This window comes from Erwinia sp. S38 (genome assembly GCF_016624545.1).
GTDB lineage: Bacteria > Pseudomonadota > Gammaproteobacteria > Enterobacterales > Enterobacteriaceae > Erwinia > Erwinia coffeiphila.
Genome location: NZ_JACVTS010000013.1, coordinates 1 through 26165 on the forward strand (window position 1 = coordinate 1; position 26165 = coordinate 26165).

The window sequence follows — 26165 nt, forward strand, 5'->3', positions numbered from 1 at the left end:
TTCTCCGTATTTAAGTCGGGAACGTGTCAACGCTATTCAGGACGGGTCACCGGAATTGAAAAAGCCGCCAGAAACGAAGGCGGCTTTTTTTCGATAGCTTTCAGATGCTGAAACTACTTCTCTTCGTTAAACACCTGACCAATCTGCCGACGCACTTCATCCATTGCCGCCAGCGTATCAATAGACGCAGAGAGCGGGCGAACCGGCGACTCGGTTTTACCCTGTCCCACGCACCAGGCAAAGTGAACGGCTTCATGGAACAGCTGGTCGTAGCGGTTACGCGGCTCATCGAAGTGCAGTACTTTTCCACCTTGGCTTGAGGTGAGGGTAAACGGCCCCGGCGCGTAGAAGGATGCACCGCCGATCTCCAGCGTGGCATCACGTCCGGCAATCACCGCCGCGCACGGCGTATTACTGAACAGGGTGGTATTCAGCACAGAATGCATGCCGTTGTTGTGGGTCAGCAGCATTGAGGTCTGACCGTTCACACCGCCCGGCACCTGCTGTCCGGTGGCGTGGATGGACACCGGCGCACCGGCGACTTTCACGCTGAAGCCGATCAGATAGCTGCCGAGATCCATCATCGGCCCGCCCGCTAAATCTGCGTTGAAAATACGGTGATCGGGGGTGAAAAATTCACCGTGGTCGGCAAGCAGGGTATGCAAATCGCCCAGTGCACCATCCTCCAGCAGCTGGGTGATAATGTCGTATTTTGGCAGGAAGTCGCACCACATCGCTTCCATACACAGCAAACCTTTAGCTTTTGCCAATTCGGCCAGGCCGCGCGCCTGCTGCGCGTTGAGCGCCAGCGGTTTTTCAATCAATACGTGCTTACCGGCGTTCAGCGCCTGTAGTCCGTCGGGATAGTGATGGTTATGCGGTGTAGCGATGTATACCGCATCAATATCCGGTGAGGCCAGCAGCTCGGCGGCACTGCCAAAAGCCTGAGGAATGCCCATTTTGCTGGCGAAGGCGCTGGCCCTGTCCTGCGAACGGGAGGCTATCGCCACCAGCTGCTGTGAGGTGAATTCTTTCAGCGCGCGGGCAAAGCGTTCGGCAATCCAGCCCGGACCGATAATGCCCCAGCGCAGCGAGGGAACGGCGTGGGGATCGAGCGTACGGGCCTTGGGTAATGAAGACGGAAACATGGCAGCTCCTGATTATTAGGTGTAGGGCATCAAGCGGATTGAGTGGCCGCCGGGCGGCGCTATTTCACTATAGTCAGCGGATTTTACGGAGGAAACCGCTTTTATGATGGAAATCCATCAATCTGCTCAGGGAACCAACAATCAATAATCTTCAAGCAAAAACAGCGCATTGCGCGCTGTTTCGGGATGGAAAGTGAACGGTTGAATTCAAATCAGATTGAATCGGTCATCAGGTTTAAGCGGCGGCGGTAGCGCTTCATTGTTCATATCGCGCAGGGTGCGTTCGATGGTATTGCAAATGGCATTCAACGGCAGATCGTTGGAATCGACGCCAAACGGGTCTTCCAGCTCTTCCGCCAGCGATTCCAGCGACAGGAAGGTGTAGGAGATAAACATCGACACTACCGGCGTCATATAGTGCAGGTCGGTGACCAGCGCAAAGGGCAGCAGGGTACAGAACAGATACACCGTGCGCTGAAGTATCAGGCTGTAGGCAAACGGAATCGGCGTGTTGCTGATGCGCTCGCAGCCGCCCAGCACCTGCGACAGGGTATTCAGATTATGGTCAATGCCGTTATACAGTAGGTCGGAGATCGCACCGCGATCGCGCTGCTGCGCCAGCCACTCGCCGAGGGCGAGCAGCAGCCGGTTAGCGCGAAATGGGCTGTTGAGCACCTCATTTTGCCAATCGGCAGGGAGCAGACGCCGGATATCGTCACTGCTGTCCGTGCCGCGCAGCTGATGTTTCAGCGCCCAGCTGAAGGCCAGCAGCAGGGCGGTAAATTCGGCCACCGCCGCCGGATCGCGACGCAGCGCGCCTTTAGCCTGACGCAGCAGCGAGCGGCTGGTAATCAATAGCGTTCCCCACAGCGTGCGTGCTTCAACGAATCGGGCATAGCTGGCGCTGTTGCGAAAACCGAGGAAGATCGCAATCGCCACACCCAGCAGGCTGAACGGCGCAGTGGTCAGATGCACGCCCAGCGTTTCGTACCATTGCAGGCTGATTACCGCAATAATCGACATCAGCAGATTCAGGCCAAGGCGAAACATAATTTTGGACAGCACCGCGCCGCGCCAGGAAAACAGACGGCGGAACCAGTGCTGATGAGGACGAACGATCATGGCAATATTTCCAGTGAGTTAGACACAAAGCGGCAATGCAAAGCCAATATTGATATTTAAATCTGCGGCAATTTTATGGAAATCTGAAGGCATATCTTATTACCACGGATTACCACGGAGTTAGCTTATGAGCCAGATTGCACGCCGGATTAAACTCGGCCTGATGTTACAGGGAGCAGGTGGTCATATGAATGCCTGGCGGCACCATAACGTACCTGCTGACGCCAGCGTCAATGTTAACTGGTATCACCAGCTGGCGCATCAGGCAGAAGACGCCGGACTGGTTTTTTTATTCGTTGCCGACGGTCTGCACATTAATGAGAAGTCGCTACCGCACTTCCTTAACCGCTTCGAACCGATAGCCCTGCTGTCCTCGCTGGCCTCGGTGACACACCGCATTGGCCTGGCCGGAACCATTTCCACTTCGTACAGCGATCCCTTCACCGTTGCACGGCAGGTGGCATCGCTCGATCTGCTCAGCGGCGGTCGCGCGGGCTGGAACGTGGTGACCTCACCGCTGGAAGGATCGGGCCGCAACTTTGGCCGCGCGCATCCGCAGCATTCAGAGCGCTATCGCATTGCCGAAGAGTATTTACAGGTGGTGCAGGGGCTGTGGGACTCGTGGGAAGACGACGCCTTTATTCGCGACAAGCAGAGCGGCGTGTTCTTTGATGCCTCAAAACTGCACGCGTTGAATCATAAAGGCGAATACTTCTCGGTGGCCGGGCCGCTGAACATTCAGCGTTCGCCGCAGGGACAACCGGTCATTTTCCAGGCCGGTGCCTCCGATACCGGTATTGCTCTGGCGGCCAAAACCGCCGATGCGGTGTTTACTAACGCCCGCACGCTGGAAGAAGCGGAAAGCTATGCGCACAAGCTGGACGCTGAAGCCCGCGCTCAGCAGAAACCGACCCCGGGAATTTTCCCCGGCATCACGCCGATTGTCGGCAAAACGGAAGCCGAGGCGGAAGAAAAATATCGCTATCTGCTGTCGCTGCTGTCGCTGGACGATGCCCTCAGCTATCTGGGGCGCTTCTTCGATCATCATGACTTCAGCCAGTACGATCCTGACGGTCCGTTCCCGGAACTGGGCACGCTGGGAGAAAATACCTTCCGTTCAACCACCGATCAGATCAAACGGCTGGCGAAAGAGGAACAGCTGACTGTGCGTGAAGTGGCCTATCGCACCACACTGCCGAAGGGGGAATTCTTTGGTACGCCGGAGCAGGTGGCGGACACCTTTATTCGCTGGGTGGAGCAGGGCGGAGCCAGCGGTTTCATCATCTGTGGTCCGGTACTGAACGAGGCGCTGGAAGACGTGACCCGTTACGTGCTGCCAATTCTGGCCGAACGCGGCTACTGGCAGCAGGACGACCGCACCACGCTGCGCGAGAGGCTGGATTTACCGGTGCGGGAAAACCGTTATGCGGGAAGCACCGAACAGCAACTGACTCACGCAGGCTGATTTTTTAACCCGCGCAGCAGTTCAAGCAGCCAGCGGCAGGCGTCGCGCTGGCTGTTTTTCTGCCAGCTGTAAATTTTGACCGTGTAGCGCAGAATGGCAAACGGCAGCGGATGGATCACGTACTCCACGCTGTGCTGCAAACGCTCTGCGGCATAGCGCGGAATGGTCATCAGCAACGGGCTTTGCGCGATGATAAACGGTGCACCGAGCACCGACGGCATTCGCAGAGCAATATGTCGTTCCAGCCCCAGCAGCGCCAGCTCGCTATCGATATACCCCGTTTCCTCATTCCACGGTGTGACCACCAGATGCCGGGCGGCAATATACTGCGCCAGGTTAACAGGTCGATCCGCGGGGAAAAAACGCGGCGAGGCGATCACCACGTATTCATCTTCCATCCAGTCCATTTCTTCAATGTCCGGCAGCCGGCGATCGTGGATCTCGCTGAATCCTAATGCGAAGTCCACCCGCCCGGCCATCAGTTCGTGCAGCGCCACTTTCTGTTCGCTGTGAATCAACTGAAAGCGAAGCCACGGCGCGAGCTGCTGGACTTTCGCCATCAGCGCAGGGAACAGACTGAAGGTGGTGAAGTCGGTGACCGCAAAGGTGAATTCGTGCTGGCTGGTTGCCGGATCGAAGCGGGGGCGTTTCTGTACGCTCTGGTTAAGCTGCGACAGACTGTTATTGACCGATTCCGCCAGCGCGGTGGCAAAAAGGGTGGGCTGCATTTCGTGGCCCACCCGGTAAAACAGTTCATCGCCAAGATGGCGGCGCAGGCGGCTAAGCGCATGGCTCAGTGCCGAATTACTCAACGCCAGCTCCTCCGCCGCGCGAGCGACCGACTGGTGCCGCCAGACCGCGTCAAATACCAGCAACAGATTGAGGTCGAGGTTACGTAAATTTGGATGCATAAAATTCACTATATACTGATAACAATGCACTTCATTCATCCGAGATTAGCGGGTATTCTGCCCGCCATCAACTCAATGTAAGACGGGAATATCAATGAAACTTGTTATCCGCCGCGCTGAACGCAGCGATGCCGCACTGATCCTCGCGATGATCGCCGAACTGGCCGAATACGAAAAAGCGCTGCATGAAGTGATTGCCACACAGCAGGATATTGAGCAGACGCTGTTTGCTGATGACAGTAAATCGGAAGGGCTGATTTGTGAGATCGATGGTGTCCCGGCGGGCTATGCGGTGTTCTTTACCAGCTACTCTACCTGGCTGGGGAAAAACGGTATTTACCTGGAAGATCTGTATATTTCACCGCGTTTTCGTGGACAAAAGGCCGGGAAGCAGCTGCTGCGCCACATTGCCAAACTGGCGGTAGAGCGGGGCTGCGGTCGTCTGGAGTGGAGCGTGCTGGACTGGAATCAGCCCGCCATCGATTTCTATAAAAGTATCGGTGCTGCACCGCAGGATGAGTGGGTGCGCTACCGCATGGAAGGTGCGGTGCTGACGGACTTCGCCGCCTCCTGATTATCTGCCAATCCTGCCCGGCTGAGGGTAAGCCGCGCGATTGTTCACACGAAGCCAGCCTTGCCGCTGGCTTCGTCGTATTGCTCTATTGCACACTTCAATGACATCGCAACGTTTTCTCAGCGAAAAAGTTCCGCGACAAATTGTAAATAATTATTAATTTGAGATTGATAATGGTTATCATTTATATATGATGTCGCAAAATATAAAGATTCACCTGCAATACCCTTTTAGATTCGTTACACACCCGTTTGTACAGGAAGCCGATGCCGGGCAAATACAAATAAAATAGATCAGGGTATTTGACATGCTCAAATTTTCATCCCGCAGGGGATTGCTGCAGACGTCTCTCGTCATGGGAACGTTTTTTACCGCTGCCGTTAACGCCGCAGAATCGCCTGCTGCGCAAAACGACGTAGCGACCAGCGCTAACACCAGCCAGAAACAGAATCTGGTCAAACCGGTTACAAACAACGAACCGGTAATGACCGTGACCGCCCCGGAGATCAAAAAAGTCGCCGGGACCAAAACCACCATCACCGCTGACGAGCTGCAAAAGCGCGGCAGCAACGATTTCGGATCGGTGATGCGCAACCAGCTGGCGATTAGCGCCACCGGTTCCAGCGGCGGTTCTTCCGACGGTAAAAGCGGCTTCGACCGCGGCGGCTACACCGGCTACAACATTCGCGGCCTGGAAAGCAACCGCGTGGCGCTAGACGTTGACGGCATTCCACAGCCGGATGCGACCGGCCGCAGCTACGCCAGCCGTGCGGGCGTGAACACCTTCGGGATTGGCCGCGACTACATCGATCCTTACGTCTACGGGCAGATCGATATCGTTGCCGGTGCCACCGAAACCTCCTACGCCAACAACGCCATGGGCGGTTCCGTCTCCTTCCAGCCAAAGTCTGCCGATGATTATCTGCAGCCGGGCAAAGACACTTATTTCGGCTATCAGAGCGACTACGATTCTTCCAGCCGCAGCTGGCACAACGGCATTACCGCTGCCGCAGGCGATCAGACCCTGCGCGGCCTGATTGCCTACAGCCGCCGCGACGGTCAGCAAACCCGCAATAACAGCGGCGTGCATGATGCCTACCCGGCTAACTGGCACTCCGACGCGCTGTTAACCTCGGGCATCTGGCAGCCGAACGACGAGCATAAATTTACCGGCGTGCTGGATTTTTACAGCAAGGTTAAACACACCAACTACGACAGCTGGAACAGCAGCGGTTCTGCGATCCTAGGCCCGGCCAACCAGCAGAGTAATACCCGCCGCTGGGGTGCTTCGGTGAAGGATGAGTGGACGCCGTCGAGCCAGTGGGTCGACAGCCTGACCACCAAAGCGTACTGGCAGAGCACCGAAGCCCATGACAACACGCTGATGCCGGATGAAATGACCGGCAACATGCAGCGTGTCTACTCCGACTACAATGTGAAAACCTGGGGGCTGGAAACGCAGCTGGCGAAAACTCTGGGTCGCCATAACCTGAGTGCCGGTCTTAACGGCCGCATCAGCGATGCAGAACGCCCGTTCAGCCAGTCTCCGGCACCGGGTCCGTTCAGCGTGGTGATGAAGCCGCAGGGCGACAGCCGCACCACGGTGCTGGGTGGCTTCGTGCAGGACGATATTCAGTTCGATCTCAGTGGCCACAACTTCTCGGTGGTGCCTGGCGTACGCGTCGCCCATCAGGAAACCAAACCGCAGAATCTGGATAATCTGACCGCCAACAGCACCGCGCTGAACGGCGCATCGGTGGAAACGCTGTACGGTAAAACCAATAAAGATACTCAGGTGCTGCCGTCAATCAGCTTCAACTACGATCTGACGCCAACCCTGATGACCTATATCCAGTACAAGCGCGGCGCACAGTTCCCGAACGCCAGCCAGCTGTACGGTTCGTGGAACCTGGGTTCAAGCTATGCCGGTCCGGCACAGTATGCGCTGATCGGTAACACCAGCCTGGATACGGAAACCAGCAACAACTTCGAGTGGGGCGTGAAGGGTGAGGCGGTTGAAGGCGTGACGCTGAACTCCTCGCTGTACTACAACAGCTATAAGAACTTTATTGCCTATTCCCGCTACCGTCGTGCGGCGAACCCGGACAAGTTCGTTAACGTACCGTCAAACATCTACACCACCTATCAGGCTGAAAACCGTGATAAGGCTTATATCTGGGGCGGTGAGATAAGCACCAAAGTTAACTTTGGCACCTGGTTTGAAGAGGTTAACGGCCTGAGCGCTAACCTTGGCCTGGCGTACAGCAAAGGTCAGTCGAAGTCGAGCTACAGCGGCGACAAGTACATCGACATGGAAAGCGTTGCACCAATGAAAGCGATCGTTGGCGTAGCGTGGGACGATCCGGCCCAGCGTTACGGTGCTGCGGTGACCGCCACCTTTGTTAAGGGCAAGCAGGCTGAAGCCACCAACCGCGAAAGTTACACCAACGTGGGTACGCCAATCACCGATTCCACCGCAAAATATATGCGCGTGCCGGGCTATGGCATGGTGGATATGACCGCATGGCTGCGCGTGAGCAAAAACGTGAAGCTGAGCGGCGGCGTATATAACCTGACCGATCGCAAATACTGGGATTATCTCAGCAGCCGTGAGCTGACGGAAAGTACCGCGCAGGATGGCTACGACAATGCACTGGCCGTTATGCCGGGCCGCAGCTTCCAGCTGGGTGTAAATGTCGACTTCTAATCGTTGTTAGTACCGCATTAATACTCAACCCCGCGTTTACACGCGGGGTTTCTTTCTGTGGGGCAAAAAATAGAAATAGTTAATTGCGTGTCGTAATAAGATTTATTACTGATAGTTTCACCTGAACTTGATTTTTTATTATATTAAGAACGTTCTTATTTCTATCTTTTATCGACAGACTTTGACTGTGCGGATAATCTTAATTTTTTAAAAATCCTGTACAAGACGGAATCCAGAGGGTAGTTTTTCACTTTTCACGGAGACGCTTACCTTCAGGATCAATTCATCATCAGTCTCTGTCAATAAGGACTGAAAAATGAAGCACCACTCCAAAATCACCCTCGCTATTTCAGCCGTTATTATTATTGCCGCTGCGTCAGTGCTTACCTGGAAAATCAAAGCAGACAATAAGCAGCGCTATATTTTTCAACAGGCTGAATCCGGCGTATTGAAATATCAACTTGCACTGGGGAATCGGTATTTAAACGACCATGATATGCAGCATTCAGCGTACTGGCTGAGCAAAGCCGCGAAGCAGGGAAGTCATGAGGCGATGGATCAATTAGGCATTATTGCCTATTACCTCAAGAGTAAGACCACCCCCTCAACTGAAGATAAGCAGCTTTTTACTGAAGTGGAACAGACGCTCAACGCCAGCCGTCGGCCGCAAACTATACTGGACGTTTATCAGCAGCGGGCCGAAGACGGCGATATGGAAGCGGTGCTCTCTCTCGGGCTTATGTATAAGCGCGGTAATGGCGCACCGGAAGACTATGCTCTGGCGCGAAAGTATTTCGAACGCTATGCGGCAGCGGATAACACCGCTAACCCCGGCAACGGTGAATACTATCTTGCTTCGATGTATCTGGCAGGGAGTGGTGTTGCGGTTGATGGCAAAAAGGCGCTGGCATTACTGCAAAAATCCTGCGATTTGAAATTCAAACTCTCCTGCTATGAACTCGGCGATCTCTATTATCAGGGTGGGGAGTCCTGGGCGAAAGATTATAAAAAAGCAACGGAACTGCTGGATGTTTACTCTGAGGGAAACAGCCCTGATTCCCGCGCAATGACTTACATTCAAAGTTTATTTACGATGTATCGCGAAGGGGGATATGGCATTAAGCCTAATCCACAGCGAATTCAAGCGATTAAAACCCAGCTGTGCCGCTCCGACGACTTTTACGGGGATGATTGTGAGGGGATAGCACAGCAGTAGAATTAACAGTGGCAGTGGCAGTGGCAGTGGCAGTGGCAGTAATTATGACGCAGGCTCGCCTGTAAAAGCCGGGTATTTATCCACCCGGCTTTAACGCCTGAGCGACGTATTATTCCGCAGGTTTGACGTGCTGATCGATATGGCCGAGATCGCGTTCCGGGAAGCAGATAGCCCGCAGCCGACGCTTAATCTCGGCGGCATCCGGGAAGCCATTATCGGTTTTACGGTTCCAGATAACCTCATCGTTGACGGTAATCTCATAAATCCCACCGGTGCCCGGCACCAGAGTGACGGAGGCCAAATCGGTGCTGAAGGTGTGCAGCAGCTCCTGGGCCATCCAGCTGGCGCGTAGCATCCAGTTGCACTGGGAACAGTATTGAATTTTAACAGCGGGCAGGGTGCTCATGGTTGCGGGCCTTCCAGTCGGTAAGAGATAAGGTGAAGTGGTTACCGGCATAATTTTATCCCGAAGCCTGAGTTTTGTCCTGCTGATTGTTATTTCAGACAGCTCTTAAATGGATTGAATAGAATTTTGGCTAACATCAAAAAAACAGTTCATGGAAAGAAAAATGAAAAAAATTAATCAATCACTGTTATTAATATCATGTCTGGCATTGGCCTCCTGCTCAACGTTTCATAAATATGCTACCGGTCGTTATTATGAGATATACCGTACGGAAGGCCTGGGTGCCTGTGAATTTAAAACTAAATTTAACGCCTGTGCGGATACCTATTCATTTGACGTAAAAATTTCGGATGATAACGACCGCATTGCCCTTGCTGAATACTTCAGCCCGTCTGACGATGCCAGCTATTTTGGTTTTATTCGCGGCGACTATGCCAGAGAGACCCAGCCCATCCGAGATTTTATCATCTGGTCGAAGGCGAACAGCGCAGGCGGCAAGCGAGTTACCGTCAAACGCAAAGCGGGAAATGCCGTAGGTTACCTGTTTGAACACAGCGATGTGGTTTACGTTTTCGACTATATCCACTCGCGGGAAGATATACCGATGCTGATGCTGAATATTGAAGGCAGAGGGCGCTACTTTGGTTTTACCACTGAACAGGCGGAGAATCTGCTGCAGGTACTGGATGCCTGGTACGCCGGGAAGTTCACCGGTGAAAAGCTCACCGGTTAAACGCTCACTTGTTAAAACCGGCGGCGCTGGCGAGGGTTAAAACTTCTGGAATCTGAAGCTACCGTCGTCGCAGTTTTTTAGCTGTAAATCGGTGACCGGTTTTTTATCGTAGTAACCTTTTTCGGTCTTATAGACTTCATAAACAAACACCTCGCCGGATTTATACGATCCGGTCACGTAGTAATAAGAAGTCAGATTGGGTTTAAAGGAAACCGTATGGAAACTGCCGTTATCGGCAATCATACGGATAGCGATATTACCTTTCGCGCTGACCCAGAACTCGCGCCGCATCACTGGCGTTTCCGGGATCTCCGGGAAACCAAGCAGCTTGTTATTCAGCCTCGTCTGGAAGCCAATCGCGTTATTCGTATAGCCATTATCTGGGGAGTCAAGATTAATGCACTCGGCGGTATTCGGATATACACGCATATAGTCGAGATTTCTGTTATCAAAACTTATTCCCACGCGATCGCCGGATTCAACGTCCTGCAGTTTGTGGCTATAAGTCGCCACGGAACATCCGGTTAATGTGGTGAGTAACATTCCAGCCAGTAAGGTTTTTTTTATCATAACTATTCCGCTGTTATATTGATAAGGGTGTGAATAATAACGGCAAAGACATTATTTCCGGCCGTTATTAATTTTATGGCAATAAATGATGGTAGGATATTCTGGCAGCAGAAAGGGGACTCAAAAATAAGATGTCTCTGATTACGGAGTTAACGATAGTTTTGATGTGCGTAACGCTTATTCGGGCGATCGCCGATCGATAATTAAACGCTCCGTTAAATGGCGCCCGAATCCAGGCGCTGTGTAAAACTCAGGGATACTGCTCGTCGCTGACGTGCTCCAGCCAGTCAACCACTTTACCGTTTTCAGCTTCGGCAATGGCGATATGGGTCATTGCGCTGCCTGCCGATGCGCCGTGCCAGTGCTTAACGCCGGGGCGTATCCAGACGATATCACCGCTGGCGATCGCCTGAACTTCCTTATCCCACTCCTGCACCCAACCCTGACCGGCGGTGACGATCAGCGTCTGGCCAAGTGGATGGGTATGCCACGCGGTGCGTGCACCAGCGCTAAACGACACCGTCGCGCCGCCTACACGAGCAGGTTCGGTCGCCTGAAAAGGGGCATTAATGGTGACTGAACCGGTGAAATAGTCGGCGGGCCCGGCTGCGGGGGCTTTGCTGCCGTTTTTAATGATATCAATCATGGCGATTCCTCTGCTCAAATGAAAATCGGGCATCCGTTAACGGATACCCGACAATAATAGGCCATTTAGCCGCAGAGATTGAGGCGGCAGCCCACATAGCAGTTATGAGTAAATCTCATTAATAGCGGGGTTAAATCGCTTCGTACTCACCTGTGCCGTCTGGCCATGGCGTCAGCAAATCAAACCCGGTTTCGGTGACCGCCACGGTGTGCTCCCACTGTGCCGACAGCGAGCGGTCTTTCGTTACGACCGTCCACTCATCGGCCAGCACGCTGACCGCCGCTTTACCGGCATTAATCATCGGTTCGATGGTAAAAATCATGCCCGCCTTCAGTTCCGGCCCCTGGCCCGCAATACCGTAGTGGAGGATCTGCGGGTCATCATGATAAATCTGACCGATGCCGTGGCCGCAGTATTCACGCACCACGCTGAAACCCGCACCTTCGGCGACTTTCTGAATTGCTGCGCCAATGTCGCCAAGGGTACTGCCGGGGCGCACGGTCCTGATTCCGGCCACCATTGACTGATAGGTGACTTCCACCAGACGTTTAGCGCGAATTGACGGGGTGCCAACGTAGTACATGCGGCTGGTGTCGCCGTACCAGCCATCGCAGATCAGCGCCACGTCAATATTGACGATATCGCCATCGCGCAGCGCTTTTTTCGAGTTCGGAATACCGTGACACACCACATGGTTCACCGAGGTGCAGGTGGTTTTGGTGTAGCCGTGATAGCCGATATTGGCCGGGATGCATTTGAGCGTATTCACAATATAATCATGGCAAATATCATCGATTTGCTCGGTAGTGATACCGGGTTTAACGTGCTCACCGATCATCGCCAGCACTTTTGCCGCAAGGTTTCCGGCGATCCGCGCCTTCTCAATTCCCTCGGCCGAGTGAATTTTAATATTTCGCATAACGGTTCCTGAAGTTAAGTATCTGATAGCTATTCTAGTTTCCGACAAGCGATGAAACAATCACTGACGTAATGAATCTCGTTTCAATCGGCAACGGTTTCTGTTTATCCAGCCGTGCTGCACCGAATACGTCAGCACGACAGGCGGCTACCGGATGGTTTATTCTGGTTTCTACCTCGTCACATCACGCTCATCGAGAAAATTTATGAACGAATTTATTGCCCCTGTAGCGCTGGAAAAAGCCTACCGCCTGATTAACCATGGCCCGACGGTACTGGTTTCAGCCCGTCACGATGGCGTACAGGATGTGATGGCCGCCGCCTGGGCCACCGGGCTGGATTTCTCACCGGCCAAGATCCTGGTGGTACTGGATAAGATTGCTAAAACACGGCAGCTGGTGGAGGGCAGCGAAACTTTCGTTATCCAGGTACCCACGGTAGCGCAGATCAAGCTGACTCACGCCGTGGGCACCCGCAGCCTGTTTACCGAACCCGATAAGCTGGCGAACTGCGGTGTTGAACTGTTCTCGTTTGACGGTTTCGATTTGCCGTTTGTCGCGGGCTGTTCGGCGTGGCTGGCTTGCCGCTTGATTAACGAACCGCATAACCAGCAGGCCCACGATCTGTTTATCGGCGAAGTGGTCGGTGCATGGGCCGACAGCCGGGTGTTCAGCGAAGGGCACTGGCATTTCGATCGTGCCGACCCGGCGCTGCGCAGCCTGCACTATGTTGCGGGCGGGCAGTTTTACGCGACCGGTGAGTCGCTGAACGTACTGGACGGCAGCGAAGGGAATTAATTGGCAGGCGGTTCGCAAACAGTGAGTGCCGTTCAGTGGTTCAGCACTCCCGTTTTAACAACGATGTGCCCAGCTGGCCGCAGCGATAAGTTCGTGATTCAGGCTCTGCTCAGTTCGCCCAGCGTCGTTTGCGTAATACGTTGCCAGGCCGCGGCGACGTCCTGCGGGATAGCAACATGGCCGATAAACCCGGCACCTTTCGGCCCGTAGCCGCTGGCATCATTATTCAGCCGCCGCATCTCGCCCAGCACCATTGAAATAAAGCGTTCGACATCCCAAATCCCCGCGCTTTGCGCGCCGGTAATTAACGTGCTATCGGCAACAGAGACGAGGCGGGGGACAAAGACCGGCCAATTAATAAACCCGGCCGTCATTGCTCGCTGTTGCCAGCTAAATTCGAACGTTTCCCGCGTGCGGCGCTGCATCAGCGGGTCCTGCGACAGGATGATTTTTTCCGCTTTTAGCCCCAGGTCGGCAATCATATCGCGAGTAAAATCCGCGTTCTGCCCGCAGTTTGCTGAGCGGTTCTCAACGTAAAGCTGCGAAGGGGGAATCGCGAAGAAGTCGGTGGCCAGGGCGAAAAAGATATCCGCTTCGCCCTGCTGGTCGAAGGTGGCGTTTCGGGTTAACGCGTTTTCAGCCAGCGCCTGCTTCAGTAAAACCGTAGAGTGCCCCACGCCGCCGGTAAACAGTAGCGGAATGCCGGTTGAGGCCGCCAGCTGCAACACGCCCAGGATCGCCGGTACGACGGCATGCCCGGCCAGCACGATCAGATCGGCATCAACGTGGCCCGCCATCGGCAGTTCATCCCACGAAAGCCACTCGCTGATAAGGTTGATATCGCTAAGGGTGCTGCTATCTGTCTGCATTGGTACTCCCCCGATTAACTTGAAAGCCGCTGAACAAAACGCCACGCCAGCCGCGATCTTTCCGGTGGCCCGGACGGGTCGTTAATCTTATTCAGCAGCAGTGTGACCGCCTGGCGGCCAATCTGATGCGAGGGCTGCTCGATGGTGGAAAGCTGCGGGGAGGTCATCTCGCCCAGTTCGGTGCCGTCAAAACCAATCACGGCAATATCCTGCGGGATGCGCAGCCCGGCCTCGTCAATGGCGCGAATCGCCCCGGCGGCCAGCGTATCGGAAATGGCGAATACCGCATCGGGCCTGACCGGCTGTGCCAGCAGGTTCTGCATCGCTGCTTTTCCGGCGTTAAAGCTCAATTCGGCGGCATATTCCACCGGGAAGCCGTAGAGCTGATGCTCGTGCAGCATATCGCGATAGCCCTGTTCGCGCTGGCGGGCATATTTGTAGGTCAAATCGTGGTTGATCATCGCCACGTTCCGGCGGCCGCCCGCAATAAACTGGCCGACCACATGGCGCGATGCCTGATAATCGTCAATGCCAACGCTGGATACCGACGAGTCTTCATCATACTCCGCACACTGCACCCAAGGCGCATCGGCAATCAGCGTGCTGAGCTGCGGCAGGGCGGAGATGGCATCCATAGTAATAACGCCGTCAACCATTTTGCCGGAGAGCAGCTGCAGGCTGGACTGCGAACGTTTAACGTCGGAACCGGAGTTGCACAGCAGGATGCGATAGCCGTTGCTTTCCGCTTCGGCCTCAATGCCTTTCACTACGTCGGCGCAAAACGGGTTGCTGATATTGGACACCATCACCAGCAGCATATTGCTGCGCGCGGTGCGCAGCTGGCGGGCGAGCAGGTTGGGCTGGTAATTACTCTCTTTGATTGCGCTAAGTACGCGCTCGCGATTCTGCGGTTTGACCGTACCCTGGTTATTTAACACGCGGGAAACGGTGGCTACGGATACACCGGCAAGGCGCGCAATTTTCTGAATCGACATCCCATCACTGTCCACGCTGATCGTTATTCGGCACAGATTAACACAGTTTAAGCAGGCTGTGCCGGAGCGGCATAAACCACCGTGCCGGATGAATCACCGGAAATATTCCCTGCGCACCATCATTGCGCACCAATTCTTTGCACTGCATCACACTTATTTTCTTCGCAAACACCTTCTTCGTTGATTCTTAACGCTTTTCAAATCTGGCACGCTTCCTGCTTTATCGCTCTGTATACACAGCGGTGTATCCAGATGAAGACAGCAGGGATTTGGCATTAACAGGTATCGATTGGGAAATGTGCGAAACAAATAAGCGCCCGTAAGAAAAGTGGCCTGACCACGGCGGGATAACAGAGCGTAATTTTGGAGATATATCAATGACCTCGATAAGCGAACCGGTGGTAATAGCGAAACACAGTAAGTGGGTACAGCTCCTGCTTGGGTTACTTTGCATGGCGGCGATTTCCAGCCCACAGTACGTCTGGACACTGCTGACCAAGCCGATGATTGCCAAACTCGGCGTCGGGCTGGCTGAACTACAGGTCACGTTCTCGCTGCTGATTATCCTGCAAACCTTTTTCTCACCGTTCCAGGGGCGCCTGGTCGAACGCTTTGGTCCGCGTCTGCTGATTTCCATTGGTACGCTGATGGCCGGTTTCAGCTGGGTGATCGCCGCCCGGGTGGACAGCCTGACGTCACTGTATCTGGTGTATGGCTGCCTTGGCGGGCTGGGCACCGGTATTGTTTATATCGGTGTGGTGGGGCTGGTGATGAAGTGGTTCCCACAGCAGCGCGGTTTTGCCGCCGGAACCGTGGCGGCGGGTTACGGCATGGGGGCGATTTTTACCACCTTCCCGATCTCCATTTCTCTCGGCAGCTACGGGCTGGAACAGACGATGACGATGTTTGGCCTGATCTTCGCCGCCGTCGGTTTCCTCGCCAGCCAGGGGCTGAGGCTGCCTGAAACCAGCGCGATGATGCCGGTCAGCACAACGCCGTCACCGGTGTCGGGCCAGCGCCAGTTTAAATCCGGGGAGATGCTGCGCCAGCCGCTGTTCTGGCTCATGTTCCTGATGATGACCATGATGTCGACTTCAGGGCTGATGGTGACCTCGCAGATGGCGATTTTCGCCGAAGACTTCGGCATCAGCAAAGCGGTGATCTTCGGTATGGCCGCGCTGCCGCTGGCGCTGACCATCGACCGCTTCACTAACGGCCTGACCCGCCCGCTGTTTGGCTTTATCTCCGACCGCTACGGCCGCGAAAATACCATGTTTATTGCCTTCGCGCTGGAAGGCGTGGCGATGACGCTGTGGCTGGCCTGCCGCGAAGATCCGCTGCTGTTCGTGCTGCTTTCCGGCGTGGTGTTCTTCGGCTGGGGTGAGATCTTCTCGCTGTTCCCGTCCACGCTGACCGACACCTTCGGCAGTGAAAACGCCTCAGCGAACTACGGCTGGCTGTATATTTCGCAGGGCATCGGCTCAATTTTTGGCGGCCCGCTGGCGGCGCTGATGTACCAGCATACCCATAACTGGCATCTGGTATTTGGCTGCGCGATTACCTTTGACTTTATCACCGCCGGTCTGGCGTTGTGGGTTCTCAAGCCATGGCGCGCCCGCTTTATGCGCGCGCAGAAATAATCTCACGCATTGATTAACGGGTAAGGAATATCGGTAAATGGCATCAGAACTGACCAGGCTTCTTCCGCATTCTGTCCGCGTTTATCGCCAGCTCAGGCAGGAGATTTACGAGTTTATTCTGATGCCGGGTGACCGCTTCACCGAAGTGGATATCGCCAGCCGCCTGGGGTGCTCGCGCACCCCGGTACGCGAGGCGCTATTAACCCTGCAGAACGACGATCTGATCCGGCGCTGTTTTCGCAACGGCTGGGAGGTTTGCCCGATTGATTTCGACGTTTACGAAGATCTCTATGCCACGCGTATCCTGATTGAGGTCGATACGGTGGCGCGCCTGTGCAGCTCCGACTCGGCAAAAACAGACCGCAGCGTCCTGGCCAGGTTGCGGGCGCTGTGGATCATTCCGCCAGAACAGCAGGAGCAGGCGGGAGAGAAAATTGCCACCATGGATGAACAGTTCCATATCGCGCTGACCGAGGCCGCGGGCAACCGCGAGCTGACGGCCATCCTCAGCAATATCACCGACCGGATACGGATTATGCGGCGACTGGATTTTGAATATGACACGCGTATTGCACAAACCTACGCCGAGCACGCAGAACTGCTGGAGGCGATTGAAAACCGTGAGCAGGAGCGGGCGGTCGGCCTGATGCGCGAACATATTGAAGATGCACACACCGGTGCCTGCGCCATTACCCTTCGGCGTCTGCAAAAAGTCAGGGCAAGAAATCTGCCCTGACGTAACGTTCAATGTGGTGGCGAGCGGGGCAATCAATCCAGCGTGGCTACCTCCACCCAGCGCTGCTGCTGATGGCTTTGCAGCATTGCTTCAACGATCAACAGCACGCGGGCTCCTTCATAGAAGGTAGCGAAGTTAGCGGCATCCACGCCCGGCTGTTTACCCTGCTGAATAAAGCGGTAGTAGTTCAGCATCATATTTTTAAACGCATCCGGCCAGCCCTCAATATGTCCTCCGGGGAAGTGCACGGCGGCCGCCACGTCGCGGTTTACCAGCGAAGGATCGTCACTCAGCGTCTGATTCGCACTGTCACGATGCCCCAGCCACAGCTGCTGCGGTACTTCCTGATCCCAGGCTATCGACATCTCGCTGGCGTTCACCTCAAACGCCAGGCGGTTTTTACGCCCGGCGCTGACCTGCGAAACCGTCAGGCTGCCCCGGCTACCGTCGTCAAAGCGCAGCAGGATCGAGGCGAAATCTTCGGTGTCCACGGCCACCTGGTCATACCCGGCATTCTCCTCTGCGGCGGCAAAGGTGGTGCTGGCTCCGCGCGCCACCCGGCGAACGGGATGAACGATTGAAAAATCCGCCATCACCGCACTGATGCGTCGCCCGGTAACGAACTGCAGCGTATCGCACCAGTGAGAGCCGATATCCGCCACCGCCCGGGATGCGCCACCCTGGGTTGCGGATACGCGCCAGTTGAAATCGCTGTCGTACAGCATCCAGTCCTGCAGATAGCTGCCGTGTACGGCAAAGATACGACCCGCCTGCTGCTGGCGGATCAGGCTGGCTGCCTGCTGCACCATCGCGAACTGGCGATAAACAAAGCTGACGCCGTGCACCACGCCAGAGTCCTCCGCCAATTTCACCAGCTCGCGCGCCTCCTCGCCGGTCATACACAGCGGCTTTTCTGAAAACAGATGTTTGCCCGCTGCCAGTACCTGACGATTGATCGCCGCGTGCAGATGGTTGGGGGTGCAGTTATGCACCACCTGTAGCCCGTCGTGGCGCAGCAGTTCCGCCACATCGGCATAGGCGTGCGGCACGTTAAGCTGCCGCGCTTTCTCCTGTGCTTTTTCCAGCGAGCTGTCACAGATGGCCACCACCTCCACGAATCCCAGACGGCGGATCGCTTCAAGGTGCGCCGGGCCGATAAAGCCCGAGCCGATAATCGCCGCCTTAATCATTTTTTGGCTCCGCATCCAGCCCCAGCATAGTGCGGATACTGTTGTCTTCGCTGCCGGTGGCGGCAAAGTCATCAAACGCGCGTGCGGATACCGGAATAATGTGCTCGCTGATAAACTGTGTGCCTTCCCGTGCGCCACTCTCTGCATCCTTCAGACAGCATTCCCACTCCAGCACCGCCCAGCCGTCATAGCCGTACTGCGCCAGTCGGCTGAAAATGCCTTTGAAATCGATCTGACCGTCCCCCGGCGAGCGGAAGCGGCCGGGGCGCTCGCTCCATGGCTGATAGCCGCCGTACACGCCGCTGCGCCCGGAAGGGGTGAACTCGGCATCCTTAACGTGGAACGCTTTAATGCGCGGGTGATAGAGGTCGATAAAGGTCAGGTAGTCCATCTGCTGTAGCAGCATATGGCTTGGATCGAACAGAATATTGCAGCGCGGATGATGGTCGACCGCCACGAGGAAGCGGTCGAAGGTCACGCCATCGTGCAAATCTTCCGACGGATGCAGCTCGTAGCACACGTCGACGCCGTGCCTGTCGAAGCAGTCAAGAATCGGCTTCCAGCGTGCGGCCAGCTCGTTAAAGGCCGCATCGATCAGCGCCTCTTTGCGCGGCGGCCACGGGTAGAAGTAGGGCCAGGCCAGCGCGCCGGAGAAGGTGGCATGGGATTTCAGCCCCAGCTTTTCCGATGCCGCTGCCGCCTGCTGGAGTTTTTCAGCTGCCCAAAGCTGGCGCGCTGCCGGATCGTCACGCAGCGCCGCCGGGGCGAAGTCACGGAACGCCAGTTCGTAAGCCGGATGCACCGCCAGCAGCTGCCCCTCAAGATGGGTCGACAGCTCGCTAATCACCAGCCCGTAGCGCGCCAGCAGGGCAGTGACCTCATCACAATACGACTGGCTGCTGGCTGCCTTTTCCACATCAAAAATTGCCGGATGATTACAGGGGATCTGCAACGCCCGGAAACCCAGCCCCGACGCCCATCTGGCGAGTTTTTCCAGGGTATTAAACGGTGGCATATCACCGATGAACTGGGACAAAAACAGGCCAGGCCCTTTTAACGTTTTCATTGCTTACTCCTGAAGTTGATCAAAAACTATTCCTGCTCTTTGTACTTGAAGGTGAAGAGGAATATGACCGCGATAACCGCAGCGGCAACCGCCGGGATCAGCCAGAACGTGGTCCAGTTTTCCGGCTGATGCACGCCGCCGTGGTTAATTAGCTGGTTGTACAGCGCGCCGGAGATCTGCGATCCCAGCAGCATGCCGATACCGTAGGTGAACATCACGATCAGGCTCTGCGCCTGGCCTTTTACCTGGCTACCGGCGATGCGGTCGGTATAGATAAAGCCGATAACAAAGAAGAAGTCGTAGCACACGCCGTGCAGCAGGATGCCGATGTACAGCAGCCAGCGCGTTTCTTCACTCACGCCGTAGGCAAACAGCGTGTAGCGCACGAACCAGGCCGCCATACCGATCAGCAGCATGTACTTCACCCCCAGCCGACGGAACAGCAGCGGGATAATCAGCATAAAGAAGATTTCGGACATCTGGCCGAACGACATCGCGGTACTGACGTCCGCAATGCCCACGTCGGAAAGGAACGATGCGGTAAAGGCGTAGTAGGTGCCCAGCGGGATGGAGATCAGCGTGGCGCAGATGGCGAAGATCAGGAAGTGGCTTTTCTTCAGCAGCGCGAAGGCATCGGCGCACAGCAGATCGCGCAGGGCAAACGGCTGGCCCTTAGCCGGGGCCGGCGTGTGCGGCAGCGTCAGGCTATAGACGGCCAGCACTGCGGAACACGCAGCGGCCAGGCGGAAGATATCGGTGCTGGCGGCAATGCCGCTAACGCCAATACAGATTCCGGCGACAATCCAGCCGATGGTGCCGAACACCCGCACCACCGGGAAGCTTTTCTCGCTGTTGCTCAGGCTGTGGAAGGCGATGTTATTGGTCAGCGCCAGCGTAGGCATATAGCACAGCGTGTAGGCAAACAGCAGGGCGATCAGCAGCGAGCCGTTCTCGGCCAGCAGCGCCTTCGGTACAAACCACAGAATCACCGCACCGGCCAGATGCAGCAGGGCCACCACCTTCTGCGACGGGAAGAAGCGGTCAACCACCATCCCCAGCACGAACGGCGAGAGGATCGAGGCAATCGGCCCGGCGGAGAAGGCATCGCCGATGATGCTGCCAAGATTATGCTGGGTCATCACCAGGCCCAGCGTGACCGACCACGTTCCCCAGATAAAGAACTGTAAAAACATCATTAATGACAGCCGTGGGACCAGCATCACATGCTGCCGCGAGCCGTTGCCAGCGGTAAGTGAAGAAACCATCGTAAGACCCCTTCTTGAAAAGTAATCGATTACATTATTGTGTTAGGTGAATGTAATCGATTACTTTTCAGGTTTCCTGGATCTTTTATCGATCTGCGAGGTGGCTCACAAGCTTAATTTTTTACTGAAGGGTTGTTCGTTATGGCTCAGACTTGCCGCCCTGGAAGGTACGCCGATCATTTTCTCTCCCTGTTAGTGCCAGAGGGGGCAATTTGCCTCCTCTTAAGACCTTAATCAGGCGCAACAACGATCGTTCCATGAATCACGATAGATGATATTACCTTCCGTATACTTCCAGGTGATCGCCTCATAACGCAACTCGAGTGTTTCAAGGTGAGTGATACTCATACCGTTAGGAGCCAGATAGGGCGGTGAACGCGAGTACCTGTAAGCTTTCCCCAGCTCGGATCAACGGGAATAGTGACGCCGTGGGAAAATGATTTTAACTCGATAGAGCCCAGACGCAGTGGCATTGAACAACTACCCACAATCGGAGAACCATTTTCATCTTCAAGCCATAGATGTGCGGGAGTAGACATGTAATTTCCTTATTACTGAGTATTAAATATTGGGGTAGTCAGCGTTTCACCACTTCACATAACGACCAAAAATAATCATTACTACTATGAAGAAAAGACCGATTGGCCAGACTGGACTACCGGGGAAAAAATGCGCCTGAACCAGGGCAAAAATGATGGTTAATACGGTTGGGCCGTAGACAGAAAAGAAGAACCGCCCCTGCCACCGTAAAAAACGTTTGATATACATCATCATGGTTATTGGGTCATCCTTCTTATGTATTTTCCTTATTACTGATGATTTAAGTAACTGTAATGTTGACGCTATTACCATTTACAGTAACGCGTGAAAACAACAATCATAATGATGGCGAATACGCCTATAGGCCAGACAGGGCTATCAGGAAAAACATACCCCTGGAGCAGGGCGAAAACGATCGTAAAAATTACAGGTCCGTACAGTGACGATAAAAATCTGAGCTGCCACAGTAGAAATTTCTTTAGTGATCGAATCATAGTTATCCGATCATCCGAGTGATGATATTTGGTATACCAGAATCAGACGACCATTGCACTTCGATAGCACCCGCCTTTTGGAATACCGGCTCAATGAGGAAGTAAAGCATTTCCAACCCTTGCGCATAGAGCGCAGAATAATAGGGAGGGAATTGAATATGCAGGCGATGAGCACTGTCCGCAGATTTCTGAACAATGCCATAAACCCCGACAGCTGCAATACCACGGGAGGCCCATGTACCTGCAAGGGCGCTGATCTCGAGGCTGAGGTTTAACCCCAGGCGAACGCTGCTGGCGACTGCTAATGTAAACCCAGCACTAGTGAGAGAACTGGCAGCGATATGGACATTCACTGCCATCAGACACTGTTTGATGTGCTCTAACTGCTCAGATGTTTTGTATTTGAAAATTTCTTCGAAATAGATCCGAAGCATGTCATAGAGCACATCGTCGTGGCGTACTATCTTGTAAACGGCATCTCTGAAACGGATATCTTCGGTCTTTTGTCTCTGGCAAACGTCATTATATTCATCGGTGAAACAGGATGTGTAATACAACAGGCGGGTCGTGCCTTTCCCTAATGTATCAACTTGTTTTCTGACCTGATCACCGACGGCAGAAACAGCATGATCGAGTTTAAGTGCTAGAATCTTATTGGCCTGTAAATAACTGATAACTTCATTGTTACCATACATAATCGCTCCTTGCGTATTTTCATTAAACCCAGTTATTCATTATTTCCACGGGAGGGGGCATTAAAGAGATTGGTACCGTACCAGTTATATGAAATAACGTCAGTAGCGATCTTGCTGAGTTTCATCGGTGGCTCTCCATCTGCGAGGTGGCTCACAAGCTTAATTTTTTACTGAAGGATCGTCTGCTACGGCTCAGACTTGCCGCCTTGGAAAGTACGCCGCCATTCGCTGGGACTGACGGTGTAGCGCTGCTTAAAGCTCTGACGGAAGGAAATCACCGATTGATAGCCGCTCAGGGCGGCGACGGCCTCAATGGAATGTTCGGTCATTTCCAGCAGCTGCTGACTGTTGTGCAGGCGTTCGGCGTTCAGCCATTCGCCCACCGACATGCCGGTGGCGCGCAGAAAGTGGCGGGTAAAGGTGCGGCGGCTCATCATCACCCGGGCCGCCAGCGAATCGAGATCGTGCTGGCAATCAAGACTATCGCGCAGATAGCCGAGCAGGGCGTTGATGCGCTCATCCTGGGTCGTTTGCGGAATAGGGTGAGAAATATACTGCGCCTGACCGCCGTCGCGGTGCGGCGGGATCACCATTCGCCGCGCAACCCGGTTAGCCACGGCGCTGCCGTAAAACTGCCGCAGCAGGTACAGGCAACAGTCCATCGCTGCGGCGGTCCCTGCGGAGGTGATCAGCCGCTGCTCGTCAACATAGAGCGCGTTGGTATCCAGCTGTACCTGCGGGAAGCGCGCACTGAAGTCCTGCTCGAACTCCCAGTGGGTTGAAGCCCGCTTTCCGTCAAGCAGACCGGCGTACGCCAGCACATAGGTGCCGAGGCACAGACCCACCACTCTGGCACCGCGCTGCCATGCCTCATTTAATGACTGACATAATGCCGCAGAGGGCCGCTCGCCGGGATGCGGCCAGTAGGGCACGATAATTAAATCGGCCTGCGCCAGAGCTTCCAGCCCGTGCGGAGTTTCAATACTCATGCCCATCAGCGATTTCAACGTGCCGGGCTGCTCGGCGCACAGCGTCAGCTCAAACAGCGGGCGATCGGCCAGCACCGGGCCAAAAATCGTGCAGGGCACCGAGAAATGGAACGGGCTGAATCCTGGCGTCACCAGCACGGCAACGGACGGTAACGACATTTTTTTCTCCTGATGACGGCGCAAGGACAGCTATCTTACCACTCAGAACGCCCGGCTTTCGCCATCTTCCGCTACCCACAGGCGATGGGCGAAGCCGTTGCGCTGCGCATAATCGCGCAACTGCTGGCGGCCGAGCAGGCAGTGGTTAATCGCCTCCATATGGCTGGCAATAATATGACTTTCCGGCAGCAGGCGGTGAACGCGCAGCGTATCCTCCTCGCCCATGATAATTGCGCCAAAGCAGTCAATCTGTGCACTTCCGGCATTCAGCACCACCACGTCGGGTTTGAACGCTGCCAGCGCCTGCTCAACGGCCGGAACCCAGACGGTATCCCCGGCGATATACAGCGTTGGTTCTTCGGGGTGCTGGAACACCAGCCCGCAGGCCTTGCCCAGCCGTTTTGCCAGCGGCGGCAGCGCATAGGCGGCGTTGCTACCGTGCTGGCCGTCGGTTTTCCATACGCTGATGTCGCCAATCTCTGTGCGATCGTCCAATACCGTCACCGCGCTGAAGCCCTGCGTGCGGATCTGCTCGGCATCCTGGTGATTCTGGCTGAACAGGGGAATAGTCGAAGCAATCAACCGCCGAGCCGCCTCATCCCAGTGGTCTTCGTGAGTGTGGGTAACGATGACTGCATCGGTATTAATGATGTCTGCAACCGGCAGCGGCAGCTCGACCAGCGGGTTGCGCAGATGGCTGCGGGCGGTGCCGGGGAAGCCGGGCAGCGCACCTTTATCCGCCAGCATCGGGTCAATCAGAAAGGTTTTACCGGCATAGTCCAGTTTGAGCGTGGCATTGCGAATTTGGGTGAGTTTCATCGGTGGCTCTCCATCTGAGCGGCAGCGGAATACCGCCGTACCGCGCCAGTATAGAGAAGCGGGAAAACCGCAATAAGTAGCCTGATGGACAATAAACGATGGGATTGGGACAAACTTATCCCGGGGATGCATCGATCAGAGGGGGCAGTGTCTGCCCCTCAGGCGTAGCGACGAACGGCGGGGGCGCGCAGCTGGGCGAGAATACAGGCGCAATTTTCGTACAGCGTGCGAATACGGCGCTCCAGCACCTCCGGCGGATGGGTTTCCACTTCCGCATACATACTGAGAATTTCGCTTTTGCAGTGAGAGCGGCAGCTGCGCTTTTTCTGCCGGGCGTCCAGCCAGCGCAGCAGCATCAGCTTTTTCTCTGCATCACGATGCAGCATGCTGCCTCTGATGCTGCGAATGGCCTGCAAAAAATCCTGATAGAAGTCGGTGATATCCTGCATTTTATCGATATTCATCATCGTTGCATCATCCTGCCCGGTTAAGCGGCAGCCGGATTGTTCCCGGCTGCCGGGTCGTCAGTCAGCGGCACGTGCCGCCGGTGATGGAGTCATGATTGTTCTGCTACCGTTCAGCGCTTTGCGGGCGGCTCGATGGCGTATCCGGCTTTGGTCAGCGAAGATTTCAGGCTGGCATAACCAATTCGCGCGTATTCCAGCGGCGGAGCCAGCGCCGGGTCCTGCTCGGCCTCGACCACAAACCAGCCCTGATAGCCGATACCGGCCAGCCGTGCGATCACCGCATCGAAGTCAATGCTGCCGTCACCGGGCACGGTGTAAACGCCTTTCAATACCGCATCAAGAAACGAGTCGCGCTGCCAGTCCAGCCCGGCACGCACATCCGCGCGAACATCTTTGGTATGCACGTGGTTAATGCGCTTACCGTGTTTGCTCAGCACGCTCAGCGGATCGACCCCGGCAAACACCAGATGCCCGGTATCAAACAGCAGCCCCACCTGCGGGCCGGTAGCCGCCATCAGCAGATCGATATCGCGTTCGTCTTCAATCACCGTGCCCATATGGTGATGGAAGGCCAGCGGTACGCCGAAATCACGGCACCAGCTGGCGAACAGGTTCAGCTTCGCGCCGTACTCGCGGATTTGCTCCTCCGTCAGCCTGCGGCGCTGGCTCAGCGGCACCTGCTGCTGGTTCTGAATGGTGCCCGCCGTTTCGCCGTACACCAGACAGGCCGCACCGCACTCTTTAAACAGCTGCATCTGCGGCGTCGCTTTGGCGATTTCGCTCTCCAGATCGTTATCCAGCAGGGTGCCGGAGTACCAGCCGGAGACCAGCTGTAGCTGATATTCCGCCAGCTGCGGCTGCAGTTCAGCGCGGGTTCGTGGGAACTTGCCGCCGGTTTCTACGCCGGAAAAACCGGCCAACCGGCTTTCGGCCAGGCAGACGGAAAGCGGTGTGTCGCCGCCGAGCTGCGGCAGGTCGTCATTGGACCAGGCGATAGGGGCAATACCCAGTTTTGCGTGCAACGTCAT

The 26165-nt window shown here is 55.3% G+C and carries 26 protein-coding genes and 1 pseudogene; 8 read left to right on the plus strand and 19 right to left on the minus strand.

Annotation, left to right across the window (positions count from 1 at the left end; genetic code table 11):
- Positions 1-113: 113 nt before the first annotated feature.
- Positions 114-1148 carry a Gfo/Idh/MocA family protein gene (locus IBT46_RS15145; RefSeq protein ID WP_200546354.1) on the minus strand — a complete coding sequence of 345 codons (1035 nt, stop codon included), beginning with the start codon at positions 1146-1148 and terminating at the stop codon, positions 114-116.
- A gap of 207 nt (positions 1149-1355) precedes the next feature.
- The gene (locus tag IBT46_RS15150; protein WP_200546355.1) at positions 1356-2270 is read right to left on the minus strand and encodes a bestrophin family protein; all 915 of its coding nucleotides are present in this window, start codon (positions 2268-2270) and stop codon (positions 1356-1358) included.
- Positions 2271-2397: 127 nt separating this feature from the next.
- On the opposite strand from IBT46_RS15150, the gene IBT46_RS15155 reads away from it, so the two are divergent.
- Positions 2398-3735 (plus strand): LLM class flavin-dependent oxidoreductase, encoded by a 1338-nt coding sequence (locus IBT46_RS15155; protein ID WP_200546356.1) that lies wholly within the window; start codon positions 2398-2400, stop codon positions 3733-3735.
- On the opposite strand, the gene IBT46_RS15160 is transcribed toward IBT46_RS15155, so the two are convergent.
- Positions 3723-4658, minus strand: coding sequence for a LysR family transcriptional regulator (locus IBT46_RS15160; RefSeq protein ID WP_200546497.1), 936 nt, complete (start codon positions 4656-4658; stop codon positions 3723-3725). The genes IBT46_RS15155 and IBT46_RS15160 overlap by 13 nt on opposite strands.
- A gap of 82 nt (positions 4659-4740) precedes the next feature.
- On the opposite strand from IBT46_RS15160, the gene IBT46_RS15165 reads away from it, so the two are divergent.
- From IBT46_RS15165 to IBT46_RS15175, 3 genes are all read left to right on the plus strand, one after another.
- Positions 4741-5220: a GNAT family N-acetyltransferase gene (locus tag IBT46_RS15165; protein WP_200546357.1), complete on the plus strand. Its 480-nt coding sequence runs from the start codon at positions 4741-4743 to the stop codon at positions 5218-5220.
- A gap of 307 nt (positions 5221-5527) precedes the next feature.
- On the plus strand, positions 5528-7927 hold the full coding sequence (locus tag IBT46_RS15170) for a TonB-dependent receptor domain-containing protein (RefSeq protein ID WP_200546358.1): 2400 nt from the start codon (positions 5528-5530) through the stop codon (positions 7925-7927).
- A 316-nt stretch (positions 7928-8243) separates the two neighbouring features.
- Positions 8244-9143, plus strand: a complete 900-nt coding sequence (locus IBT46_RS15175) for a tetratricopeptide repeat protein (RefSeq protein WP_200546359.1) — start codon at positions 8244-8246, stop codon at positions 9141-9143.
- 109 nt (positions 9144-9252) lie between these two features.
- On the opposite strand, the gene IBT46_RS15180 is transcribed toward IBT46_RS15175, so the two are convergent.
- Positions 9253-9549 (minus strand): SelT/SelW/SelH family protein, encoded by a 297-nt coding sequence (locus IBT46_RS15180; RefSeq protein WP_200546360.1) that lies wholly within the window; start codon positions 9547-9549, stop codon positions 9253-9255.
- Between the two features lie 163 nt (positions 9550-9712).
- Between IBT46_RS15180 and IBT46_RS15185 the strand changes: the two genes are divergently transcribed.
- Complete coding sequence (locus IBT46_RS15185; protein WP_200546361.1) at positions 9713-10282, plus strand: hypothetical protein; 570 nt, start codon at positions 9713-9715, stop codon at positions 10280-10282.
- 36 nt (positions 10283-10318) lie between these two features.
- Here IBT46_RS15185 and IBT46_RS15190 read toward each other — a convergent pair whose 3' ends face one another.
- The 3 genes from IBT46_RS15190 to map form a co-directional block, all read right to left on the minus strand.
- Positions 10319-10795 carry a hypothetical protein gene (locus IBT46_RS15190; RefSeq protein WP_370569470.1) on the minus strand — a complete coding sequence of 159 codons (477 nt, stop codon included), beginning with the start codon at positions 10793-10795 and terminating at the stop codon, positions 10319-10321.
- 307 nt (positions 10796-11102) lie between these two features.
- Positions 11103-11495 (minus strand): cupin domain-containing protein, encoded by a 393-nt coding sequence (locus IBT46_RS15195; RefSeq protein WP_105595674.1) that lies wholly within the window; start codon positions 11493-11495, stop codon positions 11103-11105.
- 133 nt (positions 11496-11628) lie between these two features.
- A complete protein-coding gene (map, locus tag IBT46_RS15200; protein ID WP_200546363.1) occupies positions 11629-12417 on the minus strand; it encodes a type I methionyl aminopeptidase in 789 nt (262 codons plus the stop codon).
- A gap of 205 nt (positions 12418-12622) precedes the next feature.
- Here map and IBT46_RS15205 point away from each other — a divergent pair, with 205 nt between their 5' ends.
- Positions 12623-13213 carry a flavin reductase family protein gene (locus IBT46_RS15205; protein ID WP_200546364.1) on the plus strand — a complete coding sequence of 197 codons (591 nt, stop codon included), beginning with the start codon at positions 12623-12625 and terminating at the stop codon, positions 13211-13213.
- Positions 13214-13311: 98 nt separating this feature from the next.
- Here IBT46_RS15205 and IBT46_RS15210 read toward each other — a convergent pair whose 3' ends face one another.
- Both IBT46_RS15210 and IBT46_RS15215 read right to left on the minus strand, forming a co-directional pair.
- A complete protein-coding gene (locus IBT46_RS15210; protein ID WP_200546365.1) occupies positions 13312-14082 on the minus strand; it encodes a YdcF family protein in 771 nt (256 codons plus the stop codon).
- 14 nt (positions 14083-14096) lie between these two features.
- Positions 14097-15077 carry a LacI family DNA-binding transcriptional regulator gene (locus IBT46_RS15215; RefSeq protein WP_200546366.1) on the minus strand — a complete coding sequence of 327 codons (981 nt, stop codon included), beginning with the start codon at positions 15075-15077 and terminating at the stop codon, positions 14097-14099.
- A gap of 377 nt (positions 15078-15454) precedes the next feature.
- On the opposite strand from IBT46_RS15215, the gene oxlT reads away from it, so the two are divergent.
- On the plus strand, positions 15455-16717 hold the full coding sequence (gene oxlT / locus IBT46_RS15220; RefSeq protein WP_105595655.1) for an oxalate/formate MFS antiporter: 1263 nt from the start codon (positions 15455-15457) through the stop codon (positions 16715-16717).
- 37 nt (positions 16718-16754) lie between these two features.
- Positions 16755-17453, plus strand: coding sequence for a GntR family transcriptional regulator (locus IBT46_RS15225; RefSeq protein ID WP_105595654.1), 699 nt, complete (start codon positions 16755-16757; stop codon positions 17451-17453).
- 32 nt (positions 17454-17485) lie between these two features.
- Here IBT46_RS15225 and IBT46_RS15230 read toward each other — a convergent pair whose 3' ends face one another.
- From IBT46_RS15230 to iolE, 10 genes and pseudogenes are all read right to left on the minus strand, one after another.
- Positions 17486-18643 carry a Gfo/Idh/MocA family protein gene (locus IBT46_RS15230; protein ID WP_200546367.1) on the minus strand — a complete coding sequence of 386 codons (1158 nt, stop codon included), beginning with the start codon at positions 18641-18643 and terminating at the stop codon, positions 17486-17488.
- Positions 18636-19709: a sugar phosphate isomerase/epimerase gene (locus IBT46_RS15235; protein ID WP_200546368.1), complete on the minus strand. Its 1074-nt coding sequence runs from the start codon at positions 19707-19709 to the stop codon at positions 18636-18638. The genes IBT46_RS15230 and IBT46_RS15235 overlap by 8 nt, the downstream gene beginning before the upstream one ends.
- A 26-nt stretch (positions 19710-19735) precedes the next feature.
- Positions 19736-20974, minus strand: coding sequence for an MFS transporter (locus IBT46_RS15240; protein ID WP_200546369.1), 1239 nt, complete (start codon positions 20972-20974; stop codon positions 19736-19738).
- A 234-nt stretch (positions 20975-21208) separates the two neighbouring features.
- Positions 21209-21513: pseudogene (locus IBT46_RS15245) on the minus strand (hypothetical protein).
- 46 nt (positions 21514-21559) lie between these two features.
- Entirely contained in the window at positions 21560-21748 is a 189-nt protein-coding gene (locus IBT46_RS27300) for a hypothetical protein (RefSeq protein WP_234480143.1), read from the minus strand.
- 262 nt (positions 21749-22010) lie between these two features.
- Positions 22011-22703, minus strand: a complete 693-nt coding sequence (locus IBT46_RS15250) for a hypothetical protein (protein ID WP_200546370.1) — start codon at positions 22701-22703, stop codon at positions 22011-22013.
- A gap of 185 nt (positions 22704-22888) precedes the next feature.
- On the minus strand, positions 22889-23851 hold the full coding sequence (locus tag IBT46_RS15255) for a GlxA family transcriptional regulator (RefSeq protein ID WP_200546371.1): 963 nt from the start codon (positions 23849-23851) through the stop codon (positions 22889-22891).
- A 42-nt stretch (positions 23852-23893) separates the two neighbouring features.
- Positions 23894-24670: an MBL fold metallo-hydrolase gene (locus tag IBT46_RS15260; RefSeq protein WP_200546372.1), complete on the minus strand. Its 777-nt coding sequence runs from the start codon at positions 24668-24670 to the stop codon at positions 23894-23896.
- A gap of 158 nt (positions 24671-24828) precedes the next feature.
- Positions 24829-25137, minus strand: coding sequence for a hypothetical protein (locus IBT46_RS15265; RefSeq protein WP_105595644.1), 309 nt, complete (start codon positions 25135-25137; stop codon positions 24829-24831).
- Positions 25138-25247: 110 nt separating this feature from the next.
- Positions 25248-26159 carry a myo-inosose-2 dehydratase gene (iolE, locus tag IBT46_RS15270; RefSeq protein ID WP_200546498.1) on the minus strand — a complete coding sequence of 304 codons (912 nt, stop codon included), beginning with the start codon at positions 26157-26159 and terminating at the stop codon, positions 25248-25250.
- Between the last annotated feature and the right edge of the window lie 6 nt (positions 26160-26165).